Annotated in this window: 16 protein-coding genes; 8 read left to right on the top strand and 8 right to left on the bottom strand. The window is 71.8% G+C overall.

Going from position 1 to position 18,778, the window contains the following annotated elements:
- Position 1 precedes the first annotated feature (1 nt).
- From ACFXKG_RS20220 to panB, 3 genes are all read right to left on the bottom strand, one after another.
- Positions 2-943: an ABC transporter permease gene (locus tag ACFXKG_RS20220; protein ID WP_384840546.1), complete on the bottom strand. Its 942-nt coding sequence runs from the start codon at positions 941-943 to the stop codon at positions 2-4.
- The gene (locus tag ACFXKG_RS20225) at positions 940-1,974 is read right to left on the bottom strand and encodes an ATP-binding cassette domain-containing protein (RefSeq protein ID WP_384840549.1); all 1,035 of its coding nucleotides are present in this window, start codon (positions 1,972-1,974) and stop codon (positions 940-942) included. Before ACFXKG_RS20225 ends, ACFXKG_RS20220 begins: the two co-directional genes overlap by 4 nt.
- A 182-nt stretch (positions 1,975-2,156) precedes the next feature.
- Entirely contained in the window at positions 2,157-3,011 is an 855-nt protein-coding gene (gene panB / locus ACFXKG_RS20230) for a 3-methyl-2-oxobutanoate hydroxymethyltransferase (protein ID WP_384840552.1), read from the bottom strand.
- 191 nt (positions 3,012-3,202) lie between these two features.
- Here panB and ACFXKG_RS20235 point away from each other — a divergent pair, with 191 nt between their 5' ends.
- The 4 genes from ACFXKG_RS20235 to ACFXKG_RS20250 all read left to right on the top strand — a co-directional run bounded on the left by ACFXKG_RS20235 (position 3,203) and on the right by ACFXKG_RS20250 (position 8,428).
- Complete coding sequence (locus tag ACFXKG_RS20235; protein WP_384840555.1) at positions 3,203-4,867, top strand: MFS transporter; 1,665 nt, start codon at positions 3,203-3,205, stop codon at positions 4,865-4,867.
- 113 nt (positions 4,868-4,980) lie between these two features.
- Positions 4,981-5,655, top strand: coding sequence for a TetR/AcrR family transcriptional regulator (locus ACFXKG_RS20240; protein ID WP_384840558.1), 675 nt, complete (start codon positions 4,981-4,983; stop codon positions 5,653-5,655).
- Positions 5,656-6,011: 356 nt separating this feature from the next.
- Positions 6,012-6,962: an endonuclease/exonuclease/phosphatase family protein gene (locus ACFXKG_RS20245; RefSeq protein ID WP_384840712.1), complete on the top strand. Its 951-nt coding sequence runs from the start codon at positions 6,012-6,014 to the stop codon at positions 6,960-6,962.
- Positions 6,963-7,198: 236 nt separating this feature from the next.
- Positions 7,199-8,428, top strand: a complete 1,230-nt coding sequence (locus ACFXKG_RS20250; protein WP_384840561.1) for an MFS transporter — start codon at positions 7,199-7,201, stop codon at positions 8,426-8,428.
- Between the two features lie 88 nt (positions 8,429-8,516).
- Here ACFXKG_RS20250 and ACFXKG_RS20255 read toward each other — a convergent pair whose 3' ends face one another.
- The 5 genes from ACFXKG_RS20255 to ACFXKG_RS20275 all read right to left on the bottom strand — a co-directional run bounded on the left by ACFXKG_RS20255 (position 8,517) and on the right by ACFXKG_RS20275 (position 12,949).
- On the bottom strand, positions 8,517-10,271 hold the full coding sequence (locus tag ACFXKG_RS20255) for an NAD+ synthase (protein ID WP_384840564.1): 1,755 nt from the start codon (positions 10,269-10,271) through the stop codon (positions 8,517-8,519).
- A gap of 163 nt (positions 10,272-10,434) precedes the next feature.
- Positions 10,435-10,854, bottom strand: a complete 420-nt coding sequence (locus ACFXKG_RS20260; protein ID WP_384840567.1) for a CBS domain-containing protein — start codon at positions 10,852-10,854, stop codon at positions 10,435-10,437.
- Between the two features lie 173 nt (positions 10,855-11,027).
- Complete coding sequence (locus ACFXKG_RS20265; RefSeq protein ID WP_384840570.1) at positions 11,028-11,732, bottom strand: DUF305 domain-containing protein; 705 nt, start codon at positions 11,730-11,732, stop codon at positions 11,028-11,030.
- A gap of 29 nt (positions 11,733-11,761) precedes the next feature.
- Positions 11,762-12,409 (bottom strand): DUF3105 domain-containing protein, encoded by a 648-nt coding sequence (locus ACFXKG_RS20270; RefSeq protein ID WP_384840573.1) that lies wholly within the window; start codon positions 12,407-12,409, stop codon positions 11,762-11,764.
- A 117-nt stretch (positions 12,410-12,526) separates the two neighbouring features.
- Positions 12,527-12,949 carry a hypothetical protein gene (locus ACFXKG_RS20275; protein WP_384840576.1) on the bottom strand — a complete coding sequence of 141 codons (423 nt, stop codon included), beginning with the start codon at positions 12,947-12,949 and terminating at the stop codon, positions 12,527-12,529.
- A gap of 179 nt (positions 12,950-13,128) precedes the next feature.
- Here ACFXKG_RS20275 and ACFXKG_RS20280 point away from each other — a divergent pair, with 179 nt between their 5' ends.
- From ACFXKG_RS20280 to ACFXKG_RS20295, 4 genes are all read left to right on the top strand, one after another.
- Positions 13,129-13,653 (top strand): MarR family winged helix-turn-helix transcriptional regulator, encoded by a 525-nt coding sequence (locus ACFXKG_RS20280; RefSeq protein ID WP_384840579.1) that lies wholly within the window; start codon positions 13,129-13,131, stop codon positions 13,651-13,653.
- 219 nt (positions 13,654-13,872) lie between these two features.
- Entirely contained in the window at positions 13,873-15,234 is a 1,362-nt protein-coding gene (locus tag ACFXKG_RS20285; protein ID WP_382888499.1) for a glutamine synthetase family protein, read from the top strand.
- Positions 15,235-15,342: 108 nt separating this feature from the next.
- The gene (locus ACFXKG_RS20290; protein ID WP_384840583.1) at positions 15,343-15,504 is read left to right on the top strand and encodes a hypothetical protein; all 162 of its coding nucleotides are present in this window, start codon (positions 15,343-15,345) and stop codon (positions 15,502-15,504) included.
- Between the two features lie 117 nt (positions 15,505-15,621).
- Positions 15,622-18,744, top strand: a complete 3,123-nt coding sequence (locus ACFXKG_RS20295; protein WP_384840586.1) for a bifunctional [glutamine synthetase] adenylyltransferase/[glutamine synthetase]-adenylyl-L-tyrosine phosphorylase — start codon at positions 15,622-15,624, stop codon at positions 18,742-18,744.
- Positions 18,745-18,778: the final 34 nt, after the last annotated feature.

An 18,778-nucleotide genomic window follows, 5' to 3' on the forward strand; every position in this document is an offset into this window, starting at 1 on the left:
GTCACGACTTCTTGCGGAACTTGGCCACCGCCAGCGGGGCCGTCACCACGGTGATCGCCGCCGCCCACCCCAGCGTCATCCACACGGAGTGCGCGACCGGACCGCCGTTGATCAGATTGCGCGCCGCGTCGGCGAGGTTGGAGAGCGGGTTGTAGTCGGTGAACGCCTGGAGCCAGCCGGGCATGGTCGACGGCGGGGCGAAGATCGACGAACCGAACTGCATCGGCATCAGCACGAGCATGGCCACCCCCTGGACGGCCTGCGCCGTCTTCATGGCGAGTCCGAGCAGGATGAAGATCCACATCAGCGAGGCGCCGAACGCCAGGGAGAGACCGATGGCGGCGCCCAGGTCGAGCACCGACGTCTTGATCTCCATGCCGAGCAGGAAGCCCATGCCGAGCAGGATCGCTATGGCGACCAGCATCCGGCCGATCTCCACGACTATCTTCGCGATCAGCACCGAGGAGCGGGCGATCGGCATCGTGCGGAACCGGTCCATGACCCCCTTGCGGAAGTCGTCGTTCACCCCGGTGCCGACGGCCATCGCGATGTTCATGCCCATCATCGCCATCAGCCCCGGCACCACGTAGTTCACGTAGTCCTCGCGGCTGCCGCCGAGGCTCGCGCCCACGGACCCGCCGAAGACGTACACGAACAGCAGGGTGAAGATGATCGGCATCAGCAGGACGTCGAACATCGACTCCGGGTCCTGCTTGATCTGCAGGGCGTTGCGGCGCACCAGCGCGCCGATGTGGCGCAGATTGGCGCGAAGCCCGATCCGGCCGTCGTCGGCGCCGGAGGCCGGAATCGCCCGCGAGCCGGGCCCGCCGGCGCCCGCGGCGGGCGGGGTGGAGCTTTCCGCGGCCGCGGTGCCCGCGCCGGTCTGGGGGCCGGCGTCGGCGCCGGGCGTGGACGGTGTGGTGGCGGTGTTGGTCGAGCTCATGCCGCGACCTCCTCGGGCGTGGTGTCGGACGGGGTCGCGGAGGTGGTCTTCTGGCCGGTGATGGCCAGGAACACCTCGTCGAGGCTGGGCAGATGGGTCCCTATGTGCGCGATGCCGAAGCCGCGCTCGGCCAGCAGGCCGATGACCGCGGTCAGCTGACCGTCGCTCAGGATCGGTACGTACAGCAGTCCCTCGTCGGCCACGGCCTGCGCGCCGGCGATACCGTCGAGGCCGCTCTCGGTGACCGCCCGCGCCATCGCGGGGAGCTCCGCCGGATCCGCCGGCCTGATCTGCAGCGTCCGGCCGCCGACCTTCGCCTTCAGCTCGTCGACGCCGCCGTTGGCGATGACCCGGCCGCGGTCGATGACCGTCAGCTCGTCGGCGAGCTGTTCGGCCTCCTCCATGTACTGGGTGGTGAGCAGGACGGTGGCCCCCTCGTCGACCATCCGCCGCACCTCGTCCCAGACCTCGTTACGGGTACGGGGGTCGAGGCCCGTCGTCGGCTCGTCGAGGTAGAGCACCGAGGGGCGGCCGATCATCGACGCCGCGAGGTCGAGCCGGCGCCGCATGCCGCCGGAGTACTGCATCGCGGCCTTCTTCGCCGCCTCCGTGAGCGAGAAGCGCTCCAGCAGTTCGTCGGCGCGGCGCCGGGCGTCCGCGCGGGAGAGATCGAGCAGCCGCCCGATCATGTACAGGTTCTCCCAGCCGGAGAGCTTCTCGTCGACCGAGGCGTACTGGCCGGTGAGGCCGATCCTGCGGCGCAGCTGGCGGGGCTGGCGCAGCACGTCGTACCCCGCGACCATCGCCGTGCCGGCGTCCGGCTGGACCAGGGTGGAGAGGATGCGGACCAGGGTCGTCTTGCCCGCGCCGTTGGGCCCGAGCACGCCGAGGACGGTGCCCTCGCGCACATCGAGGTCGACGCCGTCGAGGGCCCGGGTGCCCTGCGGTCCGCCGTACTGCTTGACCAGCCCCCGCACCTCGACGGCGTGGCCCGATCGGCCGCCGCCGGGGTTCTTGTCGTATGTCGTCATGGCCCCCATCAGAACAGGCGCCACCGACAACCCGCCGACAAGCCGCCGACAGCCTGTGGATAACTGGCCGACATCCCGGGGCCGGGCAGTCGACAGCCCGCCGACGGGGGAAGATCGGCGGGCTGTCGTGGTGCGGGCAGTGGCTTGTGGGCGGGGCCGGTCCGGCCGGTCCGGCCGGCGCTCTAGTGGAAGGTGTGTTCCTCCTGAGGGAACGTTCCTCCGATGACCTCCTCGGCAAACTCCTTCGCCGCGTCGCCGAGCGTCTGCCGCAGATTCGCGTACTGCTTCGTGAAGCGCGGCATCCTGCCGCCGGTCAGACCGGCCATGTCGGTGTAGACGAGGACCTGCGCGTCCGTCTGTGCCCCGGCGCCGATCCCGACCGTCGGGATGTGCAGGACGCGCGTGACCTCGGCGGCGATCTCGGCCGGCACCAGCTCCAGCACGACCGCGAAGGCGCCCGCGTCCTGCACGGCCTTCGCGTCGCGCAGCAGTTGCTGCGCGGCCTCCTCGCCGCGGCCCTGCACCCGGTAGCCCAGGGTGTTGACGGACTGCGGGGTGAGCCCGATGTGCCCCATCACCGGGATGCCGGCCTGCACCAGCAGCTCGATCTGGCCGTGCGAGCGCTCGCCGCCCTCCAGCTTGACCGCGCCCACCCCCGCGTCCTTCACCAGCCGGGTGGCGCTGCGCAGCGCCTGCACGGGGCCTTCCTGGTACGAGCCGAACGGGAGGTCGCCGACGATCAGGGCGCGCTTGGTGCCCCGTACGACGGCGGCCGAGAGCATCGTCATCTCGTCGAGGGTGACGGGCACGGTGGTCTCGTACCCGAGGTGGCAGTTGCCCATCGAGTCGCCGACGAGCATCACCGGGATGCCGGCCTCGTCGAAGACCGAGGCGGTCATCGCGTCGTAGGCGGTGAGCATGGGCCACTTCTCACCGCGCTCCTTGGCGGCGGTGATGTCGTGGACGGTGATACGGCGGGAGATCTTGCCGCCGTAGAGCGCCGGTTGAGAAGTCATGGCCGAAGGCCCTTTCGTCATCTCGAGGCACCCTGACGGTGTCCCCGGACCGCCTCCATGGTGGCATCCCGCGCCCCGCACGGGAAGTGGGGCCCCGGGGGCGGGCGTCCCGGGAGTGAGGCGCGCGGCGCCGGGCACGCGCGGGCTGGACCTCGGTAAAGACTTTCCAATACGAGACGGTCTCGTATCGAAACGGGCTTAGTCTGTACGACATGTCCACACCGTCCGGCGCCCCAGGCGCCGCACCTCGCATGCCCGCACCCCGTGTTCCCGAGCAGGTCCACCGCCGCCGGTGGGCCATCCTCGGTGTTCTGATGTTCAGTCTTCTCATCGTCGTACTGGACAACTCGATCCTGAACGTGGCGGTCAGGACGATCGCCGCCCCCGCGCCCACCGGCCTCGGCGCCACCCAGAGCGAGCTGGAGTGGGCGATCAACTCCTACACGCTCGTCTTCGCCGGACTCCTGTTCACCTCCGGCCTGCTCGGCGACCGTATCGGCCGCAAGAAGGTGCTGCTCTTCGGCACCGTCGTCTTCGCCGTCGGCTCCGCGCTCGCCGCGCTCTCCGGATCGCCCGCGGAACTCATCGGCTACCGCGCACTGATGGGCTTCGGCGCCGCGTTCGTGATGCCCGCCACTCTCGCCGTCCTGATGAATGTCTTCGAGCGCGACGAGCAGCCCAAGGCCATAGGCATTTGGGCGGGCAGCGTGGGCCTCGGCATCGCCATCGGCCCGATCACCGGCGGAGTGCTCCTCGAACACTTCTGGTGGGGCTCGATCTTCCTCGTCAACGTCCCCGTCGCGGTCGTCGGGCTGATCGCGATGGTCCTGCTCGTACCGGAGTCCAAGGACCCGGCGCCGGGGCGCGTCGACCCGCTGGGCGTCCTGCTCTCCATCGTGGGACTGGTCCTGCTGGTGTTCGGCATCATCCGCGGCGGCGAACTCGCCGACTTCACCGACGCCACGGTGCTCGCCTCGCTCCTGGGCGGTCTCGCCGTGCTCGCCGTTTTCGTCCTGCACGAGAAGCGCAGCAGCCATCCGGCCATCGACATCGCGTACTTCAGGAAGCCCGCGTTCGCCGCGGCCGTCGCCGCCATCGCGCTGGCCTTCTTCGCGCTCATGGGCGTGACGTTCTTCTCGGCCTTCTACCTCCAGAGCGTGCGCGGCTACAGCGCGCTCCAGTCGGGGCTGCTGATCCTGCCGCTCGCCGTCGCGCAGATGGTCTTCGCGCCGCGGGCCCGGCTGGTCGTGGACCGGTTCGGCGCCCGGCTGGTCTGCGCGGCCGGTCTGGTGCTGGTCGCGGGCGGCCTCGCGGCGTTCGCGCTCTTCGACGCCGGCACACCGGTCTGGGTGCTCTGCCTGGTCTTCTTCGTCCAGGGCAGCGGAATGGCCCACGTCATGCCGCCGGTCACGGTCGCCGTCATGCAGGCGCTGCCCCGGGAGAAGGCCGGGTCCGGGTCGGCGATCAACAACACCTTCCGCCAGGTCGGCGGCGCCCTGGGCATCGCCGTACTCGGCTCGGTGCTGTCGGCGACGTACCGGGGCGGGATCGAGGGGCACCTCGGCGCGGTACCGGCCGCCGCCCGGGACGCGGCGGCCGAGTCCATCGAGGCCACCCTCGCCGTCGCGGAGAAGCTCGGCCCGGCGGGCCGGCCGCTGATCGGCTCGGCGTACGACGCGTTCCTGGACGCCATGCATGTCACGGCCCTCGGCTCGGCGGCCGTCGCGCTGGCCGGCGCCGTCGTCGTCGCGCTCTTCCTGCCGGGCAGGCCCCCGGTGGAGCGTACGGCGGGGAAGGGGAACGGGACGGGTGAGACCGGCGTGACGGGTGACACCTCGGACTCCGGCTCCGCCGAACCCGCCGGTGCCACGCGCTGAACCACTGCGGCGTGGCCGGGCGCCCGCGCCGTGTACGAGAATCGACCTGACGCGACCGCGACGTACGGACACCGCGTCACGGCGAACGGTGTCACGGCGGAGAGGCGGCACAGGTGCGGGAGCGGGACCACCGGGAGCGGGACCACGGGGACGGGGACGGGGACAAGAAGGAACTCCGGCGCGGCAGGCCACGCAGCGAGGCGGTCGAGCGGGCGATCCTGGAAGCCGCCGTGGCCCTGCTGGAGGACGGCGTTCCGCTGGGCGGCCTCTCCATCGAGCGCATCGCGCGTACGGCGGGCGTCGGCAAGGCCACCATCTACCGCCGCTGGCCGGGCAAGGAAGCGCTCTTCCTCGACCTCCTGAGGGAGTTCGAGCCGCAGGACCCGGAACTGCCCGGCACCTCCGCCCTGGACGACCTCCGGGCCCTGCTGGAGTCGGTGCGCCGGCGCGGGGTCGCCCAGCGCTCCTCGGTGATCCTGCACAACGTCGTCGTGGAGATGAAGAGCCACCCCAGACTCTGGGAGGAGTACCACCGTACGGTCGTGGCCCCCCGCCGTGCCGCCACGCTGGCCGTGATCCGGCGGGGGATCGAGGCCGGGGAACTCCGCGCCGACCTGGACCCGGAGCTCATCAACGACCTGCTCGTCGGGTCGATGCTGATGCGCACCATCCACCGGCCCACCGCACCGCTCCCCGACGACCTGGCCGAGCAGATCATCGGAGTGGCGCTCCAGGGGGTCGGCCCCCATCCGCAGCCGTCCCCGGGGCGCGAAACGCCCGGGCCGTGAGACCTGTCACATCCGTTCGGGCCCCCGGGGCCGCCCGTTTTCGCCGCCCTCCTACATGAGCGTTCTGTCACAACCCCCGGTCATTCGTCCGTGATCGGAACCCGCCGGAGCGGCCCGTTCGTCACCGTCCTCGTACGGCCGTCGGGGGACGGCGGAGAAAGGGCCCGTCCATCGCCTAGGGTCTGTTGCGAGCTTTCCCGTGGACGCCGTGGGGAAGCACGGAACAGGCCCTGGGTCAGGGGCGGGCGTGCACGGGCAATGCAGTGAGGGCGGACATGACGCAGGAGTACACGGCGCAGTCGGTGACGACGGACGGCGAGGAGCAGCGGTCCCCATCCCGATCCCGCGCCAGGGACCTGCTGGACCGCCTGCGCCGCGATCCCGGCATCTGGCGGCGCGGCATCATCCTCGCGCTTCTCGCCCTGCTGGCCGCCTTCCTGATGATCCTTCACGCGCAGATCCCCAACACCATCGGCAACCTGGGCAGCCTCACCGAGACCTTCCTGCCCTGGCTGGGGCTGGTCGTGCCGCTGGTCCTCGTCCTCGGTCTCGTACGCCGCTCCGCCACCGCCCTGATCGCCCTGCTGCTGCCCGCCGTCGTCTGGCTCAACCTCTTCGGCGGCCTCATCACCGACAAGTCGGGCGGCGGCGGTGACCTCATGGTCGCCACCCACAACGTCAACGCGGACAACCCCGATCCGGAGGGCACCGCCGCCGACCTGGCGGAGTCGGGCGCGGACGTCATCGCGCTGGAGGAGCTGAAGGCCGGCGCCGTCGAGACGTACGAGAAGGGTCTGGCGGGAACGTACAAGTACCACTCCGTACAGGGCACCGTCGGGCTCTGGAGCAAGTACCCGCTGAGCGCCACCAAGCCGGTCGGCATCCGGCTCGGCTGGGTCCGCGCGATGCGCTCCACCGTCGCCACCCCGCACGGCCCGGTCGCCGTCTACGTGGCGCACCTGCCGTCCGTACGGGTCAAGCTGCACGCCGGGTTCACCGCCAACCAGCGCGACAAGAGCGCCGACGCGCTGGGCGAGGCCATCGGCGACGAGCCGCTGGAGCGGGTCATCCTCCTCGGCGACCTCAACGGCACGATGAACGACCGCGCCCTCAAGGCCGTCACCGCCCAGATGCGCTCGACCCAGGGCGCGGCGGGCGACGGGTACGGCTTCTCCTGGCCCGCCGCGTTCCCGCTGGCCAGGATCGACCAGATCATGGTCAAGGGCGTCGAACCGACCTCGTCGTGGTCGCTGCCCAGGACGGGCAGCGACCATCTGCCGCTCGCCGCCAGGGTCGAACTGCGCTGAGCGCCGCGCGGCGAGCGGCGCTCAGCGCCGGGCGGGTGCGTCACCCGGCGCCGGGCGCGGTCGGCGTCCGGCGCCGAGTGATGCACCGCACGCAATACGGCGTTCATCTGCCGGAATACATGACCTGAGAGACTTTGTTCCGCAGGGGTACTAACCAATATGGCCCCTGCGGACCCGTGCCCCCGTGGCTCGTGCGCCCCCTGTGGCTCTGCCCCCGTGGAAAGGCTGTCTCTGTCATGCCCCTGGCTCTGCTCGCCCTCGCCGTGAGCGCCTTCGGCATCGGTACCACCGAGTTCGTCATGATGGGCCTGCTGCCCAATGTCGCGGGCGATCTGGGAACCTCCGTGCCCACCGCCGGCTACCTCGTCTCCGCGTACGCGATCGGCGTCGTCATCGGCGCCCCGCTGCTCACCGCCGTCGGCTCCCGCATCCCGCGCAAGCGGATGCTCCTGCTGCTGATGGGCCTCTTCATCGTCGGCAACCTCGCCTCCGCGCTCGCCCCCGGCTTCGGCTGGCTGCTGGCGGGCCGGGTCCTCGCGGGGCTGCCGCACGGCGCGTTCTTCGGCGTCGGCGCGGTCGTCGCCGCCCGGCTGGTCCGGGAGGGCCGGCAGGCGCGCGCCGTGGCCACCATGTTCCTCGGCCTGACCGTCGCGAACATCGTCGGTGTCCCCGCCGCCACCCTGCTCGGCCAGCACCTCGGCTGGCGCGCCACCTTCCTGGTGGTCACCGTCATCGGCCTGGTCGCGCTCGCAGCGCTGGCCCGGCTCGTACCGTACGTACCCGTGGACGCCCAGCAGGACGTGCGCCGCGAGGTGCGCGCCCTCGGCAACCGGCAGGTGCTGCTCGGCCTCGCCACCGCCGTCCTCGGCTTCGGCGGCGTCTTCGCCGTCTACTCCTACCTCGCGTCGATGACGACCGAGGTCATGGGCTTCGGGGAGTCCTCCGTCACCCTCGTCCTCGCCCTCTTCGGCATCGGCATGACGCTCGGCGCGCTGGCGGCGGGGCCGCTGACCGACCGGGCGCTGCGCCCCACGCTGTACGGGTCGCTCGCCGCCCTCGCCCTGGTCCTGGTCGCGTTCCGCTTCACGGTGCACGTGCAGTGGGCGGCGCTGGTGACGGTCGTCGTCCTGGGCGCGGTCGGCTTCATGACGACCACGCCGCTCCAGATGCTGGTCATGCAGAAGGCCAGGCACGCCCCCACGCTCGCCTCGGCCTCCAACCACTCGGCGTTCAACCTCGCCAACGCGGGCGGCGCGTGGCTCGGCGGCATGGCGATCACCGCGGGCTGGGGCTGGATGTCCCCCACGCTGGTCGGCGCGGTCCTCACGGTCCTCGGCCTGGCGGTCGCGGTCACGGCCGGGTTCCTCGACCGGGGCCGCCGGGGCGGCCACGACGCGGCGCCCGAGGTCTCCCGCGTCGTCGCCTCCGGCGGGGCACCGGCCGCGACGGCCACGGAACGCGTCTGAAGCGATCACCGGGGGCCGGCGGCCGGCCCCCGGTCGCCCCGGGCGGCGCGAGCGGCCGGGTGGTGCGAGCGGCCCGGCCCTCGCGTGATCAGACCCGCTCGCGCCAGTGGTTGGTGATCGGCAGGCGCCGGTCCTTGCCGAAGCCCTTCGCCGAGATCTTGGTACCCGGCGGGTACTGGCGCCGCTTGTACTCCGCCGTGTCCACCATCCGCAGCGTCTTCGCCACCATCTCCGGGTCGAAGCCCGCCGCGACGATCGCGTCCATGCCCTGGTCGCGGTCGACGTACAGTTCCAGGATCCGGTCCAGCACGTCGTAGTCGGGCAGCGAGTCCGTGTCGACCTGGCCGGGCCGGAGCTCGGCGCTGGGCGGCTTCGAGATGGACGCCTCGGGGATCGGCGGGGTCTGGCCGCGCTCCTCGGCGGCGCGGTTGCGCCACCGGGCGAGCCGGAAGACCGACGTCTTGTAGACGTCCTTGATCGGGCCGTACGCGCCGACGGCGTCGCCGTACAGCGTCGAGTACCCCACCGCCAGCTCGGACTTGTTGCCCGGCGCGAGCACGATCTGCCCCTCCTGGTTGGAGAGGGCCATCAGCATCGTGCCGCGCAGCCGCGCCTGGAGGTTCTCCTCCGCGAGCCCGGTGAGCCCCAGCGACCCCATGTACGCGTCGAACATCGGCTCGATCGGGTGCGTACGGAAGTTGAGCCCGGTACGGCGCGCCAGCTCGGCCGCGTCGCCCTTGGAGTGGTCCGAGGAGTACTTGGACGGCATGGAGACCCCGTACACGTGCTGCGCGCCGAGCGCGTCGCACGCGATGGCGGCCACCAGCGCCGAGTCGATCCCGCCGGAGAGCCCGATCAGGACGGAGCGGAAACCGTTCTTGGCGGCGTACGCGCGCAGCCCCACGACCAGCGCCGAGTACACCTCCTCGTCGTCGTCGAGACGGTCCGCGTAACCGCCGGTCAGCTCCGGCTCGTACGCCGGGAGCGGGTCCTCGGAGAGGACGACCCGGTCGATCCGCAGCCCGTCGTCGACGACGCCCTCCACCGGCTCCGGCGACGCGGCGGGCAGATCGAGGTCCAGGACGACCGAGCCCTCCGCGAACTGCGGCGCGCGCGCCACGACCTCGCCGTCCTTGTCGACCACGATCGAGTCGCCGTCGAAGACCAGCTCGTCCTGGCCGCCGATCATCGCGAGGTACGCGGTCGTGCAGCCGGCCTCCTGGGCACGCTTGCGCACCAGCTCCAGGCGGCTGTCGTCCTTCTCGCGCTCGTACGGCGACGCGTTGATCGACAGCAGCAGCCCGGCCCCGGCGGACCGGGCGGCGGGTACCCGCCCGCCCTCCTGCCAGAGGTCCTCGCAGATGGCGAGCGCGACATCCACGCCGTGCACCCGCAGGACGGGCATCGTGTTGCCCCGCACGAAGTACCGGAACTCGTCGAAGACGCCGTAGTTCGGCAGGTGGTGCTTGGCGAAGTTGAGCACCACCTCGCCGCGGTGCAGCACGGCGGCGGCGTTGCGCGGGGCGCCCGCGGGCTGCCCGAACCGCGGCTGGGCCGACTCGGAGCGGTCGAGATAGCCGACGACGACGGGCAGCTCCCCGAAGCCCTCCTCGTCGAGCCGGGCGGCGAGCGCGCGCACGGCGGCCCGGGATGCCTCGACGAAGGACGGCCGCAGGGCGAGGTCCTCGACGGGGTAGCCGGTCAGCGCCATCTCGGGGAACGCGACGAGATGCGCTCCCTGCTCGGCGGCGTGCCGGGTCCAGTGCACGATCGCCTCGGCGTTCGCGGTGAGATCACCGACGGTCGAGTCGATCTGATTCAGGGCGAGACGTAGTTGAGGCACGCCGCCCAGTGTAATCGTCTGTCTGACGCGATGTCCTGGGCCACGGGTGTGGGGCGGACCACTCCCCGGGGGCGGGCCACGCGCCGGGGGTGGGCCACGCGCCGGGGGCGGGTCACTCCCCGGCGGCGGACCCGGCCCATCGCCCGGAGCCCGGGACCCGTGGTCAGCGGCCCGCGTAGACCTGTTCCGCCCACGCGGCGATCTGGATCTCGGTGAGGTGCCGCGCCAGATCGGCCTCGCTGATCATCCCGACGAGGCGCTTGTCCTCGATCACCGGGAGCCGGCGGATCCGGTGGCTCTGCATCTCCTGCAGGACCTCCTCCACGTCCGCGTCCGAGTCGATCCACCGCGGCGTGCCGTGCGCCATCTCGCCCGCCGTCGTCTGCGCCGGGTCATGGCCGCGCGCCACACAGCCGACGACGATGTCGCGGTCCGTGAGGATGCCGGTCAGACGCTCCTGGGAGTCGGCGATGGGCAGCGCGCCGACGTCCAGCTCGCGCATGAGCTGCGCCGCGCGGTCGAGGGTCTCGTGCGCCGGGATCCACCGGGCGCCGGGATGCATGATGTCCTTGGCCGTGGTCATGGGTGCTCAGCCTCCTGCTCCTGAGTGCGGTGCTGTCGTGCTGTCGCCGTCCGCCCCGAGCCAGAACCATCATGGTGCGTCCGTTCGGGGGACGCGACCGCAAGCACCCGAACGGGGGAGCCGGGGCCGTCCGCTGCCGGGCGGTACCGCCCGGCAGCGGATACATCAGCACATCAGGAGCGCGCCTTCGCGCCGCGTGCCGCGAGCAGGTCCGCCATCAGGGACATCTCCGACTGCTGCGCCGCGACCATGCCCTCCGCCAGGCTCTTCTCCGTACCGTCGGAGCAGAGCTGGACGCAGCCCTCCGCCATGGAGACGCCGCCCTTGTGGTGGTCGGTCATGAGCTGGAGGTAGAGGACCTCGGCCGCCTTGCCACGGGCCTTGCGGAGCTGGTCCAGCTCCGTCTTCGTGGCCATGCCCGGCATCAGCGAACCGTCGTGGGCCTCATGGCCCCCCTGGCCCGCGTCACCGTGATCCATGTCCTCCATGCCCTCCATGCCCTCCATGCCCTCGGCATCCCCCGTGCCACGCATCCACGCCATGGGCTCCGTACCGGCCTCCACCTTGGGCAGCCCCCACATGTCCAGCCACCCCAGCAGCATGCCGCGCTGGTTCGCCTGGGTGTTGGCGATGTCGTACGCCAGCCGCCGTACCTCCTCGTCGTCCGTGCTGTCCCGCACGATGAAGGACATCTCCACGGCCTGCTGGTGGTGGACGGCCATGTCCCGGGCGAAGCCCGCGTCCGCGGACTCCGACGACGGCGTACGGGAGACCGGCGACGTGCCGTCGTCCCGCGCGGCGGAGGCGACCGTGGCCGTACCGGCGAAGACCAGCGCCAGTACGACGGCGGTGATCGCCGCCCACTGTGTACGGGTCACGGACCGCCTGGGGGCGTCGTCCGCGCCGCTCACTGCGCGCCCATTCCACCCGTGCAGGCGGCGCCCGGCTCGGGGGTCTGCTCGCCCTGCACGTACTTGGTGAGGAACTGGCCGACGCGCGAGTCCGACGCGCTGTCCACCGAGACCTGCTTGCCCCAGGCGCTGAGCATGATCGTGCCGTCCTGGTCCTTGACCGGGCTCATCAGCGTGTACGGGGTCTTGCCGACCTTGTCGGCGAGCGTCTTCACATCCTCGTCCGACGCCTTGTCGTTGTACGTGACCCACACCGCGCCGTGCTCCAGCGAGTGCACCGCGTTGACGTCGGGGATCGCCTCCTTGTAGACGTCACCGTCGCAGTTCATCCAGACCTGGTTGTGGTCACCGCCCACCGCCGGCGTCATCGGGTACTTCACCGCCTCGGTGACATGGTTACGGCCCAGCTTCTTGGCGTCCCAGGACTTCTCTTCCTTGACGGGCGCCGCGGCGGCGGCCTTCTCCGCCTCCTTCTTGTCGGACTCCTGGTTGAGCGCGTACGCGCCGAAGCCGACGAGACCGACCACCACGACGGCGCTCACCGTGATCGTGATGATGCGACTGCGCCGCTCGCGGGCCCGCTCGGCGCGGCGCATCGCCTCTATTCGGGCCTTGCGGTCGGCTGACTGGGACTTGGAACCCATGATGTTTTCGTCCTTCTGGGGGATGACTGCGGATCGCGGAAAACGCTGCACGACGAGAACGCTGAACGCGGAATGCTGAACGCGGAGCGTGGAACACGGTGCGGGGCCCGGGCCCGGCTACGTCCGCAGTACTTGAAGGACGTGAAGGTCCGGCGCGCGGGCGAGCGCTCCGGAACGGGGCGCCCGGCCGGTGGGGCGCGGTGGTTCGAGGTACGGGTGCTGGGCGCCGACGGCGGGCTCCGCGGCGGGCGGCGGCGCGGTGAGCACGGCCGCGCTCAGGTGCGGGAAGAGCCCGCAGTCGCCGTGGCGGTACGGGCAGACGTACTGGGAGTCCCCGGCGCGCGGCGGTTCGGCCGCGCCGACCGCCGAGGGGCCGGCCACGGCGGTGGCGACCGCGTCCCGGTGGTGGCCGGGCGGCCCGCCCGGATCGGTGCCCAGACAGACGAAGAGCGCGGCCAGCAGCGTCGCCACGGCGCTCAGCAAGGCCGTGGGACGCGTGGTGCGTATGTGGCCGATGCGGCCGCGCGGCTGTCCCCCCATGGGGCCAGATCGTAGTGCGTGACGGCCCGGAGCAGCAGTGCGGATGCCACGAGGGGGCCGTACGGCAGCCACGAGGCCGCCGCCCGGCCCGGCCGGCCGCTGTGTCCTGGCCTTGTACCGTCGTCGATACGGTATGAAACGGTCCCGTCCATTCGGTCACGGGCGCGATACAAAGAGGCATGGCCGAACAGAAGGGCAAGGCGGAGCAAGCTCCTGCCGATGTCGACGCGGTGACGCACGCGGTGCTGGCCGCGTCCCGGCTGCTCGTCGCCATCTCCGCCCGTTCCCTCGCCGCCATGGGGGAGCGGGTCACGCTGCCCCAGTTCCGTCTTCTCGTGGTGCTCTCCACGCACGGTGACGCCAAGCTCGTATCGGTCGCCGACCGGCTCGGGGTGAACCCGTCCACCGCCATGCGCATGCTCGACCGGCTGATCGCGGCGGGCCTGGCGACCCGGGAGAGCAACCCCGCCAACCGCCGGGAGACGGTGCTGCGGCTCACACCGGAGGGCCACTCCCTGGTCGAACGGGTCACGGCCGTACGCCACCGGGAGATCTCGGCGATCGTCGAGCGCCTCACCCCCGAGCAGCGCTCGTCCCTGGTCGGGGCGCTGACCGCGTTCACGGAGGCGGGCGGGGAGCCCTCCGTACCCGGTGACGAGGGGGAGCCGTACCCGCTGGGCTGGTCCGACACCCCCACCCGGTGACGACGCGGGATCGATCTTCCGCACGGGGGATTGCCGTCACCTGTTTCATGGGCACCACCTGGGCAGGCACTATGGGCGGGTACCCGTACACGCGCACGACGCGGAGCGTTGGACGGGGGTTCGCAACGCGCCGGAAATCGTGTGGTGGGATGCTCGTGTGCCCCAACGTGCCCCGCGACATGGGAGCAGGTGGCCTGACCAGCAAGGATGGGTAGGATTATGGATAAGCAGCAGGAATTCGTGCTCCGTACGCTGGAGGAGCGCGACATCCGTTTCGTGCGGCTCTGGTTCACCGATGTGCTCGGTTTCCTGAAGTCGGTCGCCGTCGCGCCCGCGGAGCTGGAGCAGGCCTTCGACGAGGGCATGGGCTTCGACGGATCCGCGATCGAGGGCTTCGCCCGCGTCTACGAGTCCGACATGATCGCCAAGCCCGATCCGGGCACCTTCCAGATCCTCCCCTGGCGCGCCGAGGCCCCGGGCACGGCCCGGATGTTCTGCGACATCCTCATGCCGGACGGCTCGCCGTCCTTCGCGGACCCGCGCTACGTCCTCAAGCGCATGCTCGCCAAGACCTCGGATCTGGGGTTCACCTTCTACACCCACCCCGAGATCGAGTTCTTCCTCCTGAAGGACAAGCCGGTCGACGGCACCCGGCCCACCCCGGCCGACAGCTCCGGCTACTTCGACCACACCCCGCAGAACGTGGGCATGGACTTCCGCCGCCAGGCGATCACGATGCTGGAGTCCATGGGCATCTCGGTGGAGTTCAGCCACCACGAGGGCGCCCCCGGCCAGCAGGAGATCGACCTGCGGTACGCGGACGCGCTCTCCACGGCGGACAACATCATGACGTTCCGCCTGGTCATGAAGCAGGTCGCGCTGGAGCAGGGCGTGCAGGCGACGTTCATGCCGAAGCCGTTCTCGGAGTACCCGGGCTCGGGCATGCACACCCACCTCTCCCTCTTCGAGGGCGACCGGAACGCGTTCTACGAGTCGGGCGCCGAGTACCAGCTCTCGAAGGTCGGCCGCTCCTTCATCGCCGGGCTGCTCAAGCACGCGGCGGAGATCTCGGCCGTCACCAACCAGTGGGTCAACTCCTACAAGCGCATCTGGGGCGGCTCCACCCGCACCGCGGGCTCGGGCGGCGAGGCCCCCTCGTACATCTGCTGGGGCCACAACAACCGCTCGGCGCTGATCCGGGTCCCGATGTACAAGCCCGGCAAGACGGGCTCCGCCCGCGTCGAGGTCCGCTCCATCGACTCGGGGGCCAACCCCTACCTGACGTACGCGGTACTGCTCGCCGCCGGCCTCAAGGGCATCGAGGAGGGGTACGAACTCCCGGCGGGCGCCGACGACGACGTCTGGGCGCTCTCCGACGCCGAGCGCCGCGCGATGGGCATCGAGCCGCTGCCGCAGAACCTGGGCGAGGCGATCTCCCTGATGGAGCGCAGCGAACTGGTGGCGGAGACGCTGGGTGAGCACGTCTTCGACTTCTTCCTCCGCAACAAGAAGCAGGAGTGGGAGGAGTACCGCTCCGAGGTCACCGCCTTCGAGCTGAAGAAGAACCTGCCGGTGCTGTAGCCGCGGGTCAGCGCGCATTTTCCGCGTGCGCGTGATGTCGGGCCCGCACCATCGTGGTGCGGGCCCGAAGCCGTCCCGTACCCACCGGGGCCGTGCCAGGGGGATTTCATGAGCGGACTCGACATCAAGGTGCGCACCAAACCGTGCAAGTGGTGCGGCCGCCCGCTGAAACAGCGCCGCTGGTGGCGTCCGAATCGGTACTGCAACCGCTGGCACGCGGTGAAGTACCGGGGGGCGAACCTGGTCGCGAATGTGCTGGACAGCATCTGAGCCGTTCAGCGGCGTGGTGCGCGACCGGTGGCTGCGGCGGTGTTCTGTCGGCGCCGGACACTAGGCTCGATGCCTGGTGCTCGATCGCGCGATGCCGAGCTGACAGGAGACGGCGACATGACCATGCCGGGACGCAGGAGCAGTACGTTCACCCGACTGTTGCGGCACGGTTTCACCGATCCCTCCGCCGCCGAGCGGCTGCTCGACGTCCCGGAGATGGCGCCCGTACGCTCCGCCCCGCTGCTGCTCGACGCGCTGGGCCAGACCGCCGACCCGGATCTCGCGCTGCGCGGGCTGGTCCGGGTGGCCGAGGCGGCCGGGCCGGAGGACCGGCGGGTCCTGCTCGACACCGTGATCGCCGCGAAGCCGCTGCGGGACCGGCTGCTCGGGGTGCTCGGCGCCTCCGAGGCGCTCGGCGACCATCTCGCCAGGCACCCCGAGGACTGGCAGGTCCTGGTCACCTACGAGCTGGCGGACCTGCACCCCGGCGTCGAGGAGTTCGAACACGGCCTCGCCGAGGCGAAGGACGCCGTCTCGCTGCGGATCGCCTACCGCCGCTCCCTGCTGGCCATCGCGGCCCGGGACGTCTGCGGCACGGCCGACGTCGCCCAGATCGCCGCCGAGCTCGCCGACCTGGCGACGGCGACCCTCCGCGCCGCCCTCGCGATCGCCAAGGCCGCCGCGCCCGAGGACGCCGCCGCCTGCCGGCTCGCGGTCATCGCCATGGGCAAGTGCGGCGGCCACGAGCTGAACTACGTCTCCGACGTGGACGTCATCTTCGTCGGCGAACCCCCGCTGGGCGCCGACGAGGCCGACGGGACGAAGAGCGCCGTGCAGGCCGCCACCCGCCTCGCCTCCCACCTCATGCGGATCTGCTCCGAATCCACCGCCGAGGGAACGATCTGGCCCGTCGACGCCAACCTCCGCCCCGAAGGGCGCAACGGACCGCTCGTACGGACCCTCAGCAGCCATCTCGCCTACTACCAGCGCTGGGCGAAGACCTGGGAGTTCCAGGCGCTCCTCAAGGCCCGCCCCGTCGCCGGGGATCCGGTCCTCGGCGCCGACTACATCGACGCCGTCTCCCCGCTGGTCTGGCAGGCGTCCGAACGCGACCACTTCGTCCCCGACGTGCAGAAGATGCGCCGCCGCGTCATCGACAACATCCCCGCCGGCCAGGCCGAACGCGAACTCAAGCTCGGCCCCGGCGGGCTGCGGGACGTCGAATTCGCCGTACAGCTCCTCCAGTTGGTGCACGGCCGCAGCGACGCCTCACTGCGCGGCGGCTCCACGCTCGAAGCCCTCGACGCGCTCGCGGCCGGCGGCTACGTGGGCCGCGCGGACGCCGCCCAGCTCGACGAGGCGTACCGCTTCCTGCGCGCCATGGAGCACCGCATCCAGCTCTACCGGCTGCGCCGCACCCATCTCGTCCCCGAGGACGAGGCCGACCTGCGCCGCCTCGGCCGCTCGCTCGGGCTGCGCGGCGATCCCGTCGCCGAACTCGACCGGGCCTGGCGGCGGCACGCCTCGGCCGTCCGCCGGCTGCACGAGAAGCTCTTCTACCGGCCGCTGCTCGACGCGGTCGCCCAGCTCGCGCCCGGCGAGATCCGGCTCTCCCCCAGGGCGGCCGGGCAGCGGCTCGAAGCGCTCGGCTACGCGGACCCGGTCGCCGCGCTCCGCCATCTGGAGGCGCTGTCGTCCGGGGTGAGCCGCAAGGCCGCCATCCAAAGGACGCTGCTGCCGGTGCTGCTCGGCTGGTTCGCGGACTCCGCCGACCCCGACGCCGGGCTGCTCGGCTTCCGCAAGGTCTCGGACGCCCTCGGCAAGACCCCCTGGTACCTGCGGCTGCTGCGGGACGAGGGCGCCGCCGCCGAGAACCTCGCCCGCGTCCTGTCGGCCGGGCGGCTCGCCCCCGATCTGCTGCTGCGCGCCCCCGAGGCGGTGGCCATCCTCGGCGACCCGGGCGGGCTGACCCCGCGCGGCCGCGACCACCTCGAACAGGAGGTCCTCGCGGCGGTCGGCCGCGCGGAGACCGCCGAGGGCGCCGTCACCTTCGCGCGCGGAGTCCGCAGGCGGGAGCTGTTCCGTACGGCGGCTTCCGACCTGATCGGCTCGTACGGTACGGAGGAGTCCCCCGCGGAGGAGGATCCGGGCGCCCTCGTCGACCGGGTCGGCAACGCGGTCACCGACCTCAACGCGGCCACGCTCGCGGCGGCCCTGCGCGCCGTCGTCCGCGACCAGTGGGGCGACACCCTGCCCACCCGGTTCGCGGTCATCGGGATGGGCCGCTTCGGCGGGCACGAGCTCGGGTACGGCTCCGACGCGGACGTCCTGTTCGTCCACGAGCCGCGCGACGGCGTGAGCGAGCACGAGGCCGCCCAGGCCGCGAACGCCGTCGTCGCCGAGATGCGCAGGCTGCTCCAGGTCCCCACCTCCGACCCGCCGTTGCTCATCGACGCGGACCTGCGGCCGGAGGGCAAGAGCGGACCGATGGTCCGTACGCTCGCCTCCTACGCCGCGTACTACCGGCGCTGGTCGCTGGTGTGGGAGAGCCAGGCGCTGCTGCGCGCCGAACCGATGGCGGGCGACGGGGAGCTGGGCCGCCGCTTCATCCGGCTCGTCGACCCGCTGCGGTATCCGGAGCGCGGTCTCGGCGAGGACGCGGTACGGGAGATCCGCCGGCTCAAGGCGCGGATGGAGTCGGAGCGGCTGCCGCGCGGCGCCGACCCGACGCTCCACACCAAGCTGGGCCGCGGCGGCCTCTCCGACGTCGAGTGGACGGTGCAGCTCCTCCAGATGCGGCACGCCTGGGAGGTGCCGGGGCTGCGGACCACCCGGACCCGCGCGGCCCTGGCGGCGGCGCACGCGGCGGGGCTCCTCGGCGCGCAGGAGGCGGCCGTCCTCGACGAGGCGTGGGTCCTGGCGACACGGGTGCGCAACGGCGTGATGCTGGTCCGGGGCAGGCCCGGCGACACCTTTCCCTCGGACAGCCGCGAGATGGGTGCCATGGGCCGCTACCTGGGCTACGCCCGCGTACCGGAGCGGCAGCCCGCCGATCCGCAGCACGCGGGCAACGGCCTCGGCGCGGCCAACGGGCTGGGCGCCGCGGGCGGCCTCGGCGCCGCCAACGGTCCCTACCCCAACGGGTACGGCGGCATCAGCGGCGGCATGCTGGACGACTACCGGCGCACCACGCGCAGGGCGCGGGCGGTGATGGAGGAACTGTTCTACGGGGCGCACTGACGCGGCCGCCACGGGTAGCGGTCGTGCCGGCGGC

Source organism: Streptomyces sp. NPDC059255, assembly GCF_042752355.1.
Lineage (GTDB): Bacteria > Actinomycetota > Actinomycetes > Streptomycetales > Streptomycetaceae > Streptomyces.

Excerpts from the sequence above, each read along its gene's own strand:
- ACFXKG_RS20250 (WP_384840561.1), top strand. The coding sequence starts at position 7,199 with ATGCCCCTGGCTCTGCTCGCCCTCGCCGTGAGCGCCTTCGGCATCGGT.
- ACFXKG_RS20270 (WP_384840573.1), bottom strand. The coding sequence starts at position 12,409 with ATGGGTTCCAAGTCCCAGTCAGCCGACCGCAAGGCCCGAATAGAGGCG.
- ACFXKG_RS20290 (WP_384840583.1), top strand. The coding sequence starts at position 15,343 with ATGAGCGGACTCGACATCAAGGTGCGCACCAAACCGTGCAAGTGGTGC.
- ACFXKG_RS20220 (WP_384840546.1), bottom strand. The coding sequence starts at position 943 with ATGAGCTCGACCAACACCGCCACCACACCGTCCACGCCCGGCGCCGAC.
- ACFXKG_RS20275 (WP_384840576.1), bottom strand. The coding sequence starts at position 12,949 with ATGGGGGGACAGCCGCGCGGCCGCATCGGCCACATACGCACCACGCGT.
- ACFXKG_RS20225 (WP_384840549.1), bottom strand. The coding sequence starts at position 1,974 with ATGACGACATACGACAAGAACCCCGGCGGCGGCCGATCGGGCCACGCC.
- ACFXKG_RS20260 (WP_384840567.1), bottom strand. The coding sequence starts at position 10,854 with ATGACCACGGCCAAGGACATCATGCATCCCGGCGCCCGGTGGATCCCG.
- ACFXKG_RS20235 (WP_384840555.1), top strand. The coding sequence starts at position 3,203 with ATGTCCACACCGTCCGGCGCCCCAGGCGCCGCACCTCGCATGCCCGCA.
- ACFXKG_RS20280 (WP_384840579.1), top strand. The coding sequence starts at position 13,129 with ATGGCCGAACAGAAGGGCAAGGCGGAGCAAGCTCCTGCCGATGTCGAC.
- ACFXKG_RS20295 (WP_384840586.1), top strand. The coding sequence starts at position 15,622 with ATGACCATGCCGGGACGCAGGAGCAGTACGTTCACCCGACTGTTGCGG.
- ACFXKG_RS20285 (WP_382888499.1), top strand. The coding sequence starts at position 13,873 with ATGGATAAGCAGCAGGAATTCGTGCTCCGTACGCTGGAGGAGCGCGAC.
- panB (WP_384840552.1), bottom strand. The coding sequence starts at position 3,011 with ATGACGAAAGGGCCTTCGGCCATGACTTCTCAACCGGCGCTCTACGGC.